The organism is Enterobacter cloacae complex sp.6700776, assembly GCF_048284255.1.
Lineage (GTDB): Bacteria > Pseudomonadota > Gammaproteobacteria > Enterobacterales > Enterobacteriaceae > Enterobacter > Enterobacter intestinihominis.
In genome coordinates, this window is sequence record NZ_JBLVYK010000034.1 from 1 (window position 1) to 13,649 (window position 13,649).

Sequence of the window (13,649 nt, forward strand, 5' to 3'; positions counted from 1 at the left end):
CGTATGTTCCCCTCACCCTAACCCTCTCCCCGGAGGGGCGAGGGGATTGCTCAGTGCTCGCATTAATTTGTGGGGAACCCTCAGCCCTGTGGGAGAGGGCTGGGGTGAGGGCATCAGGCCGCATTGGGCCTGATGACACACTTAGTTACGGAACGGATTCGTGCCGCTGCTCGCAGGTGAGGTGCTGCGCGCTGCCGCTGGCTGTGCAGCCGGGGCGCTGCCGTTAGCGTTGAAGTTATCAACCGCGGCATCCTGCTCTGGATTTTCCGGCGCCACGCTGTCAGGCGACGTGGATACCGGTTTACCCAGCGTACTGTTCAGCATTTGCAGATCCTGCTCGTTCAGCGTACCCAGCGCCTGCTTGATGTTCAGCTGGTTAATCAGGTACTGGTAACGTGCGCTGGAAAGCTGCTGTTTCGCGTTATACAGCGTGGTCGTTGCGTCTAACACGTCAACGATGGTACGCGTACCGACGGAGTAGCCTGCTTCCATCGCGTCCAGAGAGCTTTGCGCAGAGACAACGGCCTGTTTGTAAGCGTTGATGCTACTGATAGAGGCATTGACGTTGTTAAAGGAAGAACGCACGGTCTGCACCACGTTGCGGTGCGCGCTTTCCAGCTGCTCGCTGGCACCCACAAAGTTGTATTGCGCCTGTTTCACCTGAGAGTTAACCATCCCGCCCTGGTACAGCGGCAGAGAGAAGCTAAGGCCCACTTTGTTCTGGCCAACGTTGCTGTCGTCATAGGCCTGAGACGTCGTTTTAGACCCGCTGTAGCTGGTATCCGATACGCCGGTAGAGGCGCTCAGGCTCAGGGTTGGCAGGTGACCATCCTGTGCAAGGCGGATCTGCTCGCGTGCCAGATCCTGGCTCAGGCGCGCCTGCAATAAGGTCAGGTTACGGTTTTCCGCTTCTTTCAGCAGAGCATTAACCGCCTGTGGTTTATCCGTTTTGAAACTGTCCACGTTCAGAGAGGCCAGCTCAGGATAGTAGTTACCGGTGACCTGACGCAGTGCTTCCAGTGCGTTGTCGAGGTTGTTACGTGCGGTCACTTCGTTAGCCAGTACGGTATCGTACTGTGAACGGGCGTTCTGCACGTCAGTGATCGCAACCAGACCCACATTAAAACGCTGGGTGGTTTGATCTAACTGACGGTAAATCGCCTGTTTCTGCGCTTCGGTATAGGAGAGCGCGTCAATCGCGCTCAGTACCTGGAAATAGGCGGTCGCGGTATTCAGGATCAGCGTCTGCTGATCGGTCTGATAGGTGACATCCTGAATGCCTGCGCTCTTTTCCTGCAAACTCAGTTCACGCCATTTGGACATGTCGAACAGGGTCTGTGTAAGCTGTAAAGAGGCGCTGGTGGCATTCGAGTCGATGCCATTGTTATCGCGAAAACCGTTAGTGTAGGTATAATCTGCACCTAAGCCTAACTGCGGCAGCAGTGGACTACGTGCTTCGTTAATCTTTTCAAACGCAGCATCACGATCGGCCGCTGATTTACGTAAATCAGGGTTGCCCAGACGTGCCTGCTGGTAGACCTGTAACAGGTTCTCTGCCTGGCTCATTGCACTGAAGCCCGTCAGGCTCAGGCCGATAAGGATGGGGAGCAATTTCTTCATTTGCATTCCTTGTTGTGAAGCAGTATTAGCGCTGATCTAATTAAAAATAATTGCCGATTCTAACAGAATCATCCACACCAAAAGGTTGGCGTAACGTGCCATCTGGCGGTAATTTGCTCCAATCTACCATATAGCCATACAAACGGCAGCCAAACAGCCTTGAAATTCACAATTTCATCACCATTGCTACCAGGACTCGACCGATGCAAAAACCAGAAAACGTGCCTGTCACCTTCGCCAAAAACGATGTAGAAATTATTGCACGAGAAACGCTTTATAGCGGTTTTTTTTCAATGGAACTTTACCGTTTCAGGCATCGCCTGTTTAACGGTGAAATGAGCGGTGAAATCAAACGCGAAATTTTTGAGCGCGGGCATGCGGCAGTCTTGCTACCCTTTGACCCAGTGCGTGATGAAGTCGTGCTGGTCGAGCAGGTCCGTATTGCGGCGTATGATACCAGCGAAACGCCGTGGTTGCTGGAGATGGTGGCCGGGATGATCGAGGAGGGTGAGTCGGTCGAAGACGTCGCTCGCCGTGAGGCGCTGGAAGAGGCAGGCCTGGCGATCGGTCGGACGAAACCGGTGTTGAGCTACCTGGCAAGTCCGGGGGGAACAACGGAACGCTCATCTATTATGGTGGGCGAAGTGGACGCCACGACAGCGAAAGGGATCCACGGTCTGGCAGATGAAAACGAAGATATTCGGGTTCATGTGGTGAGTCGGGAGCAGGCTTACCAATGGGTAGAAGAGGGTTTAATCGACAACGCAGCGTCTGTCATCGCCTTGCAATGGCTGCAACTGCATCATCAGAATTTACGAAACGAGTGGAAAAAATGAAGCGCTATACACCTGACTTCCCAGAAATGATGCGCCTGTGCGAAACCAATTTCGCCCAGCTGCGCCGCCTGCTGCCGCGAAACGACGCGCCCGGCGAAACGGTAAGCTATCAGGTGAGCAACGCGCAGTATCGGTTAACGATAACAGAATCAACGCGCTACACTACGCTGGTGGAGATTGAGCAAACGGCGCCGAGCATCAGCTACTGGAGCCTGCCGTCAATGACGGTACGTCTTTATCATGATGCGATGGTCGCTGAAGTGTGTTCAAGCCAGCAGATCTTTCGCTTCAAAGCGCGGTATGATTATCCGAATAAAAAGTTGCATCAACGCGACGAAAAGCATCAAATTAACCAGTTTTTAGCCGACTGGCTAAGATATTGTTTAGCACATGGAGCAATGGCGATTCCGGTTTGTTAGCGTCATAAACCTACCTAAGGACACCATTTGGAAAGCCTGTTGAACCTGACTGTTGCTGGTGGGGCGCCAGTCAGGATATTACAAATCACCGACACCCACCTTTTTGCCGAAAAGCATGAGACGCTTCTGGGCGTGAACACCTGGGAGAGTTATCAGGCGGTTCTTGACGCGATCCATGCTGAAAAGCGGCCATGCGATCTGATCGTCGCGACAGGCGATCTGGCGCAGGATCAATCCTCCGCAGCCTATCAGCATTTCGCCGAAGGAATTGCGAGCTTTAGTGTGCCTTGCGTCTGGCTACCGGGCAATCACGATTTTCAGCCCGCCATGTACAGTTCGCTTCAGGAGGCGGGGATTTCGCCGGCAAAATGTGTCTTTACGGGGGACCAGTGGCAAATTCTGCTCCTCGACAGTCAGGTGTTTGGCGTTCCGCACGGTGAGTTGAGCGACTATCAGCTTGACTGGCTGGAGACAAAACTGGCCGCCGAACCGAATCGTAATACGCTGCTGTTACTGCATCATCATCCGCTGCCGGCGGGCTGTAGCTGGCTTGATCAGCACAGCTTACGCAACTCTGCGGCGCTGGATAGCGTGCTGGCGAAATTCCCGCGCGTGAAAAATTTGCTGTGTGGGCACATTCACCAGGAACAGGATCTCGACTGGAACGGTCGCCGCCTGCTCGCGACGCCGTCCACCTGCGTGCAGTTCAAGCCCCATTGCGCTAACTTCACGCTGGACACCATCGCACCGGGCTGGCGCTGGCTGGACCTGCATGCCGACGGCTCGCTGACCACCGAAGTGTGCCGTCTGGCTGGCGCGCAGTTCCGCCCGGATACCGCTTCAGAAGGCTATTGATGTCGACGCTCCTCTATCTGCACGGGTTCAACAGTTCTCCGCGTTCCGCAAAGGCGACGCAGTTTCGCCAGTGGCTGAGCGAACATCATCCGCACGTGGAGATGATTATTCCGCAGCTGCCCCCTTATCCGGCGGACGCGGCAGAAATGCTGGAATCGATTGTGCTTGAACACGGCGGCGAATCGTTTGGCGTTGTCGGCTCGTCCCTCGGCGGCTACTACGCCACCTGGCTGTCGCAATGCTTTATGGTGCCCGCTGTCGTCGTTAACCCGGCGGTCCGGCCATTTGAGCTGTTAAGGGACTTTCTTGGCGAAAACGAGAACCCCTACACCGGCCAACAATATGTGCTAGAGTCACGCCATATTTACGATCTCAAAGTTATGCAGGTCGACCCGCTTGAAGCGCCCGATCTTATCTGGCTGCTGCAACAGACGGGAGATGAAGTGCTGGATTACCGCCAGGCAGTGGCGTATTACGCATCCTGCCGCCAGACTGTAGAAGAGGGCGGAAACCATGCTTTCACGGGCTTTGAAGATCATTTCACCCAGATTGTCGATTTTCTTGGACTGCACAGCCACTGACAATCAATGCGAATTGCTAGCTTAAATCATGACGCAAACCTATAACGCTGATGCCATTGAGGTACTCACCGGGCTTGAGCCGGTTCGCCGCCGCCCGGGGATGTACACCGATACGACGCGCCCAAACCACCTGGGCCAGGAAGTAATTGATAACAGTGTGGACGAAGCGCTGGCAGGTCATGCCAAACGCGTGGACGTTATCCTGCACGCCGATCAGTCGCTGGAAGTCATCGACGATGGCCGCGGCATGCCGGTGGATATTCACCCGGAAGAGGGGGTTCCTGCCGTTGAGCTGATCCTCTGCCGTCTGCATGCGGGCGGTAAGTTCTCCAACAAAAACTACCAGTTCTCTGGCGGCTTGCACGGCGTGGGGATCTCCGTGGTTAACGCCCTGTCAAAGCGCGTGGAAGTGAACGTCCGTCGCGACGGCCAGGTGTATAACATCGCGTTTGAAAACGGCGAAAAAGTGCAGGATTTGCAGGTCGTCGGGACGTGCGGTAAACGCAACACCGGCACCAGCGTCCATTTCTGGCCTGACGAAAGCTTCTTCGACAGCCCACGCTTTTCTGTTTCCCGCCTGACGCACCTGCTGAAAGCCAAAGCGGTGCTGTGCCCAGGCGTAGAAATCACCTTTAAAGATCACGTTAACAACACCGAACAGAGCTGGCGCTACGAAAAGGGTCTGAACGATTACCTGTGCGAAGCGGTTAACGGCCTGCCGACCCTGCCGGAAAAACCGTTCGTCGGGAATTTCGAAGGTGATACCGAGGCGGTGGACTGGGCGCTGCTGTGGCTACCTGAAGGCGGTGAGCTGCTGACGGAAAGCTACGTCAACCTGATCCCAACGCTGCTCGGTGGGACGCACGTCAACGGCCTGCGTCAGGGTCTGCTGGATGCGATGCGCGAGTTCTGCGAATACCGCAACATTCTGCCGCGCGGCGTGAAGCTTTCCGCAGAAGATATCTGGGACCGCTGCGCCTACGTGCTTTCCGTGAAAATGCAGGATCCGCAGTTTGCCGGTCAGACTAAAGAGCGCCTGTCGTCACGCCAGTGTGCGGCGTTTGTTTCCGGCGTGGTGAAAGATGCGTTTACCCTGTGGCTGAACCAGAACGTTCAGGCCGCAGAAATGCTGGCTGAAATGGCGATCTCCAGCGCCCAGCGTCGTCTGCGCGCGGCGAAGAAAGTGGTGCGTAAAAAACTGACCAGCGGCCCCGCGCTGCCGGGCAAGCTGGCGGACTGTACCGCCCAGGATCTCAACCGCACCGAGCTTTTCCTGGTGGAAGGGGACTCGGCGGGCGGATCGGCCAAGCAGGCGCGCGATCGTGAATATCAGGCGATCATGCCGCTCAAGGGTAAGATCCTGAATACCTGGGAGGTCTCTTCTGATGAAGTGCTGGCCTCGCAGGAAGTACACGATATATCGGTGGCGATCGGCATCGATCCGGACAGCGACGATCTGAGCCAGCTGCGCTACGGCAAGATCTGCATTCTCGCGGATGCGGACTCCGATGGCCTGCACATCGCCACGCTGCTGTGCGCGCTGTTCGTGAAGCACTTCCGCGCGCTGGTGAAAAACGGTCACGTCCACGTGGCGCTGCCGCCGCTGTACCGTATCGACCTTGGCAAAGAAGTCTACTATGCGCTGACGGAAGAAGAGAAAGCGGGCGTGCTGGAACAGCTGAAGCGCAAGAAGGGCAAACCGAACGTGCAGCGCTTTAAAGGGCTGGGCGAGATGAACCCGATGCAGCTTCGCGAAACGACGTTGGATCCGAACACGCGCCGTCTGGTGCAGCTGACGATCAGCGACGAAGACGAACAGCAAACCAACGCCATGATGGATATGCTCCTTGCCAAGAAACGTTCGGAAGACCGACGTAACTGGCTGCAGGAGAAAGGCGATATGGCGGATATTGAGGCCTGATGCTGAAAAAGCCCTGCGATGCAGGGCTTTTTTTTGCCCGGTGGCGCTGCGCTTACCGGGCCTACGATCGATCCCCTCGCCCCTCTGGGGAGAGGGTTAGGGTGAGGGGAACGCCTCGCACTGACGTCAAAACTCCATCTTCACCGTAAACTGCACTTCACGCGGGTCGCCAATCTGGTTGCCCAGGTTGTTGGTCGCAATCGACGACGTGTAGTAGGTCTTATCAAACAAATTCTTCACGTTCACCTGTAGCGTCACCGGATATTGCAGCTTCATTTTGTACGCCGCAAATGCATCCGCTACGAAATAGCCCGGCAGATAATAATCCGCACCGTTAGTCGCTGAACGACGGCTCACGCCGTGCCCGCCGCCGCCAATTGTCAGCGTATTCCCGGCAAACGCATTGTGAATATCGTACGTCAGGAACAGGGAGCCGGTATGGCGCGGCACGTTCGGCAGCGGTTTGCCCGCGTAGTCCGGGTCTTCCAGCACCTTCGCATCGGTATAGCCGTAGCTGGCGATAATGTTGGTGTTCTCGGTCAGCGATCCGGCGAGATCCACTTCGACACCCTGCGAGCGCACGCGGCCCGCGGTTTTGGCGACGGTTTCATCACCGATGCTCTCGGTGTACAGCACGTTGCGCTTGTGGATATCAAACAGCGCGATGTTGGCGGTAATGCCGTCGAACAGGTCGAATTTAGCGCCTATTTCATACGCGTTCGACGTTTCCGGCGGCAGGTCGCCGATGTAGCTCGCAATGGACGACTGCGGCATAAACGTCTGGGAATAGTTAGCAAACAGGGAGACTGCCGGCGTGAGCTTGTATACCAGGCCCAGCTTCGGCGTCCACTGGTCGTCGCGGCTGTCGGTGTTGACGTTAAACGGACGGCCTTTGCCCGCGTACTGGGTGTAATACTGGTAGCGCAGTCCGGCAACGGCGATCCATTTATCGGTCAGGTACAGCGCGTCCTGCGCGTAGGCGGAGTAGCTCTCCTGCTTGATGGTTTGATCGCTGTCGGATGCCGAGACGGTGGTGCACTTGCCGAGGCTGCCGTAGCTCGGGTTGTAAATATTGAAATCCTTAACGTTCTTGCAACGGATCATGTCCGTACGCAGCAGATCGTAATTCTCATACGACACGCCGGTCAGGATCTCATTGTAAAAGCCCGCGATGTCCACGTTTCCCTGCAAATCTGCCCGCGTTGTGTGCATACGCTGGGTCGAACCCTGGGTCGCATCCACGCGGCGGGTCAGGTTGCCGGTTTTTGAATCGTAGGCCATCACGCGAGCCTGGTTATCGCTGTACTTATCCTGGCTGTAGCTGTAGTCGAACTTCGCGGTCCACTGGCTGTTAAGGCGATACTCCGCGTTAAGCTGAGCGAGGTCGGACTGACCGTCGGTCACGTTAAATGGCTCATCAAAGCGGGTTTTGCGATCGACGTCGACGGCCTTTTTGGTGTTGAGATCGAAGATCGTTCCGCGATCGAACGGCGTTTTATAGTCGCGATGCGAATAGAGCACGGTCACGGTGGCATCATCGCCGAACCAGGTCAAAGACGGGGCAATAAAGGTGCTGCGTTCGGTGCCGAAATTACGCCAGTAATCCTCGTCCTGATACTCCCCCGTCAGGCGATAGGCCAGACGCGTGCCTTCAATCGGACCGGTGACGTCAAACTGTCCGGTACCGCCGCCAAAGCTGGTTGATGTGGCAGAAATCGAGCCGCCGAAGGTTTTCTCCGGGCGTTTGGTCACCACGTTAATCAGGCCGCCGGGGTCGAGAATACCGTAAAGGGTCGAGGCCGGGCCTTTTAGCACCTCCACGCGCTCGGTTGCGGCATTGAAGCTGCGCGGCAGCACGGTGCGCAGGCCGTTGGTCATGATCGAGCCGTCGCGGTTTGCGCCGAAGCCACGGCGCACGAAAGCATCCTGCGTGCCGCCCAGGGTGTTGGTCTGCACCACGTTGCTGACGTTATACAGCGCCTCGTCGAGCGTGGTCGCGTTTTGGTCTTCCAGCACTTTATCGCTGACGGTATTGACCACCTGCGGGATGTCCAGCATCGGCATGTTGGTCAGCGTGGCGGTGGAGGTGTTCAGGGGCTGATAGCCGCTGGTGGCGTCGGTGGAAGCGTAAGGGTCGGCAGTGACGGTAAGCGTCTCACCGTCTTTTGCTGCTGCGTGCACCAGAGGCGCCATGAACAGGAGTGAAAAGAGCGCGCGCCCTTTTACCCCGGCGAATGAAGGTGTGAACTTAGCCATTACATCTGTTTTCCCAAAATATCCTGCGATGAAATGCTCGCGGAAGAATGTGTGAGTCATTGCCCTTACGGTCTGTCCGTTAGCCTCTACGGCATCGGACTTGTAATTGAGAATCATTCAAGCATGAGGGAATGTAGTAGTAAATGGAATAAATAAAAATTTCGCTACAGAGGTTTCTCTCTGGCTAATACGCGTTGATTTCCTGTTTAAGGCATTGAAAATAATTGATAAAAAGGAATTTTGATTTGTGAAGCGATGCTCAGTTATCCCTGGGGTTTACAGGGTATATCTTCGCTTGACTACTACATGGCGCGGCGGCAAACTCACAAAAGAGAATGAGTTTTATTTTTATTTGTTGGTTTTTTTTCTTACGTTGGCGTTCACGTGGCTCACTACATTAAAAAACCGGGACTGGTTCTTGAGAACCTCTCCGCGGGTTACCAGAAAAAAATCATCGTTGATGATATCTCCCTTGCGATCCCCCAGCAGAAAATGACTGTTCTGGTGGGCGCAAACGGCTGTGGAAAATCGACGCTGTTAAGTACCCTCGCGCGACTGCTTCAGCCGCTCGGCGGCAGCGCGGTGCTGGACGGCAAAGCCATCCACTCGCAGCCAACCAAAGCGGTCGCCCGCCAGCTCGGGATCCTGCCGCAGTCTCCGCTGCTTCCAGAAGGGTTAACCGTATTTGAGCTGGTCTCGCGCGGACGTTTCCCCTGGCAGAACGTGATGCGCCAGTGGAGCGAAGAAGACGAGCGGGCCGTGGAAGAGGCGTTACGCCTGACCGGAACGGCAGAGTTTGCCCATCATCTGGTTGAAAGCCTGTCCGGCGGCCAGCGCCAGCGCTGCTGGATCGCCATGGTGCTGGCGCAGCAAACGCCCTACATCCTGCTGGATGAACCCACGACGTACCTCGATCTTCGCTACCAGGTGGAGATCCTCGAACTGCTGCACACGCTGACGCGCCGGCACGGGCGCACCGTGGTGGTGGTTCTGCACGATCTCAACTTCGCCGTGAACTACGGTGATTCGCTGGTCTTTTTACGTCAGGGAAAGGTTGAGGGGGTACTGCATGAGGGCGACGCCTGCACGCCGGAGCTGATCAAAGCGGTGTTTGATGTCGACGTGCATATGTCGGTTAACCCGCTGACCGGCAAGCCGTTCTTTATGCCGTTCCGTCAGGCTGTCGACAAACCATGATGCGCACGTCTGTGGCCTTTATTCTCTTTACGCTGCTGCTTCTGGCAGGCGCGATTGCGCACCTGAGCATCGGGGCGCGCGTTATCGCCCCCCGGACGGTAGTAGACGCATTTTTCCACTTCGACCCGCGCAATTTTGAGCATAGCGTGATCGTCAGGCTGCGCTTGATGCGACTGTGCGCCGCCCTGGTGACGGGCGCGGCGCTCGGCGTCGCGGGCGTGCTGCTGCAGTCAGTGATCCGCAACCCGCTCGGCGAGCCGCATATCCTGGGGCTAAATGCAGGGGCGGCGCTGGCGGTGGTGCTGACGAGTGCCCTCGGGCTGTCGCTGCCGTTTGGCCGCCCTCTGATAGCCGCAGCTGGCGCCGCCGCGCTCTTTTTGCTGGTGCTAACGTTCTCCTCATCCGGGCGTACCGGTCTCACGCCGATGAAGGTCACGCTGTGCGGCGTGGCGATGTCGGCATTTGCCTCATCGATAACCGCCACGGTGTTGATTCTGGATGAACAGACGCTGCTGGCCATGCGGACCTGGCTTGCGGGGGATGTGGCGGGAGTCATCGGCGAGACGACCGCTAGCGCCGCGGGGGCCGCTGCCGTGGGTTTTGCGCTGGCGCTCTGGCTGTCGCCGTCGCTGAACATGCTGGCGCTGGGGGACAGAATGGCGCAGGGGCTTGGCGTGTCGCTGCTGAAAACGCGCCTGCTCGCGCTGCTGGCCATCGCCCTGCTGTGCGGCGCGGCGGTTTCAGTTGCCGGACCGATCGGGTTTATCGGACTCGTTGTGCCGCAGCTGATTCGCCGTCTGGTATCGGTGGACCTGCGCGTGATGGTGCCGCTCTCAGCCCTCTGCGGGGCGCTGGTTCTGCTGATGGCGGATATCGCCGCCCGCACGCTGTTTACGCCGTATGAGCTGGCAACCGGCGTGATGACTGCGCTGGTCGGCGCGCCGGTCTTTATCCTTATGGCGTCAAGGATGTTCAAATGAACCGGGCTGGATTGAGGGCAGTACGATTTTCCTCCTTCTCGACGCTGGTTCGCCCGAGGGCGCTGCTCTATCTGACCGTTTTAACCCTTGCCGTTTTACTGCTGCTAAGTTTTGGCCTGACGCACGGCTCGCTGCCCATTCCTGCTTCCGCCATCGGACGTGCGCTGTTTTATCCTGAACGTCTGACGGCGGATGCGCATTACATTGTGATGGATATCCGCCTGCCGCGCCTGCTGATGGCGGTGCTGTGCGGCGCGATGCTCGGCATGGCGGGGGCGGCCATGCAGTCCATTACCCGCAACGGCCTTGCTGACCCCGGACTTATCGGCGTGAAAGAGGGCTGTAGCGCGGCGGTGCTGCTGCTGATTTTTCAGTTTCCTGGATTGGGGCCGTACTGGCGTCCACTTATCGGCATGGCCGGTGGGCTGCTGACCGCGCTGCTGGTAGTGGCGCTGGCGCGTGATATCTCGCGCCCGCGATTCATCCTGATCGGCATCGGCGTGTCATGGGCGTTTGCCGCCGCGATGGGGGTCTTTATGACGACCGCCGACGTGCGCGACGTCCAGACGGCGATGCTGTGGCTGGCGGGGAGTCTGCATGCGGCAAGCTGGACGCTGGTCAGCATCGCTGCTGCCTGGACAGTGCCTGCGTTTGCGCTGCTGCTCTTTACCGCGCGCGCCGCAGACGTAGCCTTGCTCGGCAACCACACTGCGACGGGGCTGGGCGTGCGGACTTCACGCCTCGCACTGCTGCGCGTGTTTGCCCCCGTGGTGCTCACCGCGGCCTGCGTCTCCTGCGTGGGGAGTATCGGCTTTGTCGGGCTGATTGCCCCGCACATGGCGCGCCTGCTGCTGCGCGGAGGGCAAACGGCACTGCTGACGGGAAGTGCCGTACTGGGCGCGCTGCTGGTGCTGCTGGCGGATAACGTCGGGCGGCTGGCATTTCTCCCGTTGCAGCTGCCGGCGGGAATTGTCATTTCACTGATTGGCGGACCGTTTTGCCTGCTGCTGCTCTGGCAGCGTCGGGATCGATTTTAGGGGATAGAAATGCGCGTATTTTTTGCAATGCTGGTGCTGGTGGGTTTTGCTGCAGGAGCCGCAGAGCCAACGCAGACGTTTACTGACGACCTGAACCGCAAAGTGGTGGTGCCGGTTAACCCGAAGCGGATTGTGTCCCTGCACGACCTGGATATCACCATTCCGCTGATCGAGCTTGGCGTACCGCCGGTTGCCAGCCATGGCCGAACCCGACCGGACGGCAGCCATTTTCTGCGCTCCAGCGGCATGCTGACGGGCATCGATTTTGATAATTCCGACATCACATTCATCGGCACCGCCGATATCGATATTGAAGCCATCGCCGCGGCGAAGCCGGATCTTATCATCACCGAGCCGACCCGCAACACGCCGGTCGAACAGCTGGAAAAAATTGCCCCGACGGTGAGTATCGATCACCTCGACGGCGGCGCGCCGGAGATCTACCGCAAGCTGGCGCAGCTTACCGGGACAGAGGCGCGGCTGAAGATTCTGGAGCGTCGCTATCAGGAGCAGATCGAGGCGCTAAAGGCGACCATCGATACGAGCAAACTGACCGTCTCGGTGATTCAGGCCAATCAGGGCAAAATCAACGCCATGCACAGCTACCACTCGCTTGGGCGCGTGCTGCGCGACGCAGGGTTCAGATTCCCGCCGCTGATTGAGAGCATCCCGGAGGGCGGGCGCATCGACGTCAGCGCCGAGCGTCTGCCGGAGCTGGATGCTGATTTTGTCTTTGCAACCTGGCGCGGGGACACCGGCGGAAAACCGCAGGACGAGCTGGCGGCGATGGATGCGGTGATGCCGGGCTGGTGTCAGTTTCTCAACGCCTGCCGAACCGGGCATTACGTGCTCATCTCCCGCGAGGAAGCGATCTCAAATTCATTTGCCTCGCTGGGGCTGATGGCCGCGCAGGTGCAGTCGCAGATAGCGGGCCGTCCGCTGCCGGAGGCCGCAAGATGATCCGAAAAATTGATGTCTACGGCGACCGCCTCCGCTCGCGGGCGCACCAGCTGACGCCGCGCCTGCTGCAGGTGGCGAGCTATATCAATGAAAATCGTGAAGCGGTTATGGAGCAGACGGCAATGGAGATTGCCGCTGTGCTACACACCTCGGACGCCACCGTGGTACGTGCCATTCAGGCGCTTGGGTTTGGCGGGCTGCGGGATCTCAAGCAGACCCTGGAGCAGTGGTTTGGCCCGGTGGTCACCTCCAGCGAGAAGATGTCCACGACGGTAAACACGCTTACCAGCGACGTCGACGCGAGCATCGATTTTGTGCTGGAAGGCCATCAACACACCTGCGCGGTGTTGTCCGAACCGGGCAACCGCTACGCGATGGCGCAGGCGGTGTCGCTGCTGGCGCAGGCGAGACAGGTCGCTATTTTTGGCATTGGCGCATCCGGCATTCTGGCTGAGTACACCTCGCGACTGTTTAGCCGTATAGGCCTGCCTGCGATCCCGCTCAACCGCACCGGTATTGGCCTCGCCGAACAGCTGATTGCCCTACAGCGCGGTGACGTGCTGGTAATGATGGCGCAAAAATCCGCGCACCGGGAGGGACAGACCACGCTGCGCGAAGCGAAGCGCCTGGGTATTCCCACCATTTTGCTGACCAACGCCACGGACTCGCGCTTTAGCAAAGAGGCAAGCGTAGTGATCCACGTCCCGCGCGGCGGCGAGAAGGGCAAAATCCCGCTGCACGGCACGGTGCTGCTGTGCCTGGAGATGATTATTCTGTCCGTCGCCTCCACCGAGCCGCAGCGCACCATCAAGTCGATGAAGCGCATCAACGAGTTACACCGCGGATTAAAGCCGGGCAAGAAGAGCGGTTGATTTTCCCCCTCTCCCCGTGGGCTGAGGGATCCCCAGTAATTTTTTTATGCAGAAGCAATAAAGTTGCTTTCTAAATGACTGAGGGCTGTCAGCGATGCCCTGGTCCGGCTGTAAA

General features: G+C 57.9%; 12 protein-coding genes. 10 read left to right on the forward strand and 2 right to left on the reverse strand.

The genetic code is table 11. From position 1 onward, the window contains the following. Nucleotides 1–141: 141 nt before the first annotated feature. Nucleotides 142–1,620 (reverse strand): outer membrane channel protein TolC, encoded by a 1,479-nt coding sequence (tolC, locus tag ACNQ0T_RS22695; protein ID WP_023306968.1) that lies wholly within the window; start codon nt 1,618–1,620, stop codon nt 142–144. A 203-nt stretch (nt 1,621–1,823) separates the two neighbouring features. On the opposite strand from tolC, the gene nudF reads away from it, so the two are divergent. From nudF to parE, 5 genes are read left to right on the forward strand one after another with little or no spacing between them, the layout of a single operon-like run. Further along, nucleotides 1,824–2,456, forward strand: a complete 633-nt coding sequence (gene nudF / locus ACNQ0T_RS22700) for an ADP-ribose diphosphatase (protein ID WP_022649425.1) — start codon at nt 1,824–1,826, stop codon at nt 2,454–2,456. Next, nucleotides 2,453–2,875, forward strand: coding sequence for a DUF1249 family protein (locus tag ACNQ0T_RS22705; RefSeq protein WP_003862516.1), 423 nt, complete (start codon nt 2,453–2,455; stop codon nt 2,873–2,875). The genes nudF and ACNQ0T_RS22705 overlap by 4 nt, the downstream gene beginning before the upstream one ends. A 27-nt stretch (nt 2,876–2,902) precedes the next feature. Then, nucleotides 2,903–3,730: a 3',5'-cyclic-AMP phosphodiesterase gene (cpdA, locus tag ACNQ0T_RS22710; protein ID WP_023298619.1), complete on the forward strand. Its 828-nt coding sequence runs from the start codon at nt 2,903–2,905 to the stop codon at nt 3,728–3,730. Further along, complete coding sequence (gene yqiA, locus ACNQ0T_RS22715; RefSeq protein ID WP_022649423.1) at nt 3,730–4,311, forward strand: esterase YqiA; 582 nt, start codon at nt 3,730–3,732, stop codon at nt 4,309–4,311. The genes cpdA and yqiA overlap by 1 nt, the downstream gene beginning before the upstream one ends. Before the next feature lie 28 nt (nt 4,312–4,339). Further along, complete coding sequence (gene parE / locus ACNQ0T_RS22720; RefSeq protein WP_022649422.1) at nt 4,340–6,232, forward strand: DNA topoisomerase IV subunit B; 1,893 nt, start codon at nt 4,340–4,342, stop codon at nt 6,230–6,232. 126 nt (nt 6,233–6,358) lie between these two features. On the opposite strand, the gene ACNQ0T_RS22725 is transcribed toward parE, so the two are convergent. Further along, nucleotides 6,359–8,488 (reverse strand): TonB-dependent siderophore receptor, encoded by a 2,130-nt coding sequence (locus ACNQ0T_RS22725; protein ID WP_032671488.1) that lies wholly within the window; start codon nt 8,486–8,488, stop codon nt 6,359–6,361. Nucleotides 8,489–8,872: 384 nt separating this feature from the next. Between ACNQ0T_RS22725 and ACNQ0T_RS22730 the strand changes: the two genes are divergently transcribed. Genes ACNQ0T_RS22730 through ACNQ0T_RS22750 form a run of 5 tightly spaced genes read left to right on the forward strand, consistent with a single transcriptional unit; the run spans nt 8,873 to nt 13,534 of the window. Continuing rightward, nucleotides 8,873–9,685 carry an ABC transporter ATP-binding protein gene (locus ACNQ0T_RS22730; protein ID WP_023306964.1) on the forward strand — a complete coding sequence of 271 codons (813 nt, stop codon included), beginning with the start codon at nt 8,873–8,875 and terminating at the stop codon, nt 9,683–9,685. Continuing rightward, a complete protein-coding gene (locus ACNQ0T_RS22735) occupies nt 9,682–10,665 on the forward strand; it encodes a FecCD family ABC transporter permease (protein ID WP_022649420.1) in 984 nt (327 codons plus the stop codon). The genes ACNQ0T_RS22730 and ACNQ0T_RS22735 overlap by 4 nt, the downstream gene beginning before the upstream one ends. Next, nucleotides 10,662–11,702: a FecCD family ABC transporter permease gene (locus ACNQ0T_RS22740; protein WP_417930380.1), complete on the forward strand. Its 1,041-nt coding sequence runs from the start codon at nt 10,662–10,664 to the stop codon at nt 11,700–11,702. The genes ACNQ0T_RS22735 and ACNQ0T_RS22740 overlap by 4 nt, the downstream gene beginning before the upstream one ends. Before the next feature lie 9 nt (nt 11,703–11,711). Further along, the gene (locus tag ACNQ0T_RS22745) at nt 11,712–12,662 is read left to right on the forward strand and encodes an iron-siderophore ABC transporter substrate-binding protein (RefSeq protein WP_023306962.1); all 951 of its coding nucleotides are present in this window, start codon (nt 11,712–11,714) and stop codon (nt 12,660–12,662) included. Next, entirely contained in the window at nt 12,659–13,534 is an 876-nt protein-coding gene (locus tag ACNQ0T_RS22750) for a MurR/RpiR family transcriptional regulator (protein ID WP_015571883.1), read from the forward strand. The genes ACNQ0T_RS22745 and ACNQ0T_RS22750 overlap by 4 nt, the downstream gene beginning before the upstream one ends. Nucleotides 13,535–13,649 lie beyond the last annotated feature (115 nt).

Excerpts from the sequence above, each read along its gene's own strand:
- ACNQ0T_RS22735 (WP_022649420.1), top strand. The coding sequence starts at position 9,682 with ATGATGCGCACGTCTGTGGCCTTTATTCTCTTTACGCTGCTGCTTCTG.
- ACNQ0T_RS22750 (WP_015571883.1), top strand. The coding sequence starts at position 12,659 with ATGATCCGAAAAATTGATGTCTACGGCGACCGCCTCCGCTCGCGGGCG.
- ACNQ0T_RS22740 (WP_417930380.1), top strand. The coding sequence starts at position 10,662 with ATGAACCGGGCTGGATTGAGGGCAGTACGATTTTCCTCCTTCTCGACG.
- yqiA (WP_022649423.1), top strand. The coding sequence starts at position 3,730 with ATGTCGACGCTCCTCTATCTGCACGGGTTCAACAGTTCTCCGCGTTCC.
- ACNQ0T_RS22745 (WP_023306962.1), top strand. The coding sequence starts at position 11,712 with ATGCGCGTATTTTTTGCAATGCTGGTGCTGGTGGGTTTTGCTGCAGGA.
- tolC (WP_023306968.1), bottom strand. The coding sequence starts at position 1,620 with ATGAAGAAATTGCTCCCCATCCTTATCGGCCTGAGCCTGACGGGCTTC.
- nudF (WP_022649425.1), top strand. The coding sequence starts at position 1,824 with ATGCAAAAACCAGAAAACGTGCCTGTCACCTTCGCCAAAAACGATGTA.
- parE (WP_022649422.1), top strand. The coding sequence starts at position 4,340 with ATGACGCAAACCTATAACGCTGATGCCATTGAGGTACTCACCGGGCTT.
- ACNQ0T_RS22725 (WP_032671488.1), bottom strand. The coding sequence starts at position 8,488 with ATGGCTAAGTTCACACCTTCATTCGCCGGGGTAAAAGGGCGCGCGCTC.
- ACNQ0T_RS22705 (WP_003862516.1), top strand. The coding sequence starts at position 2,453 with ATGAAGCGCTATACACCTGACTTCCCAGAAATGATGCGCCTGTGCGAA.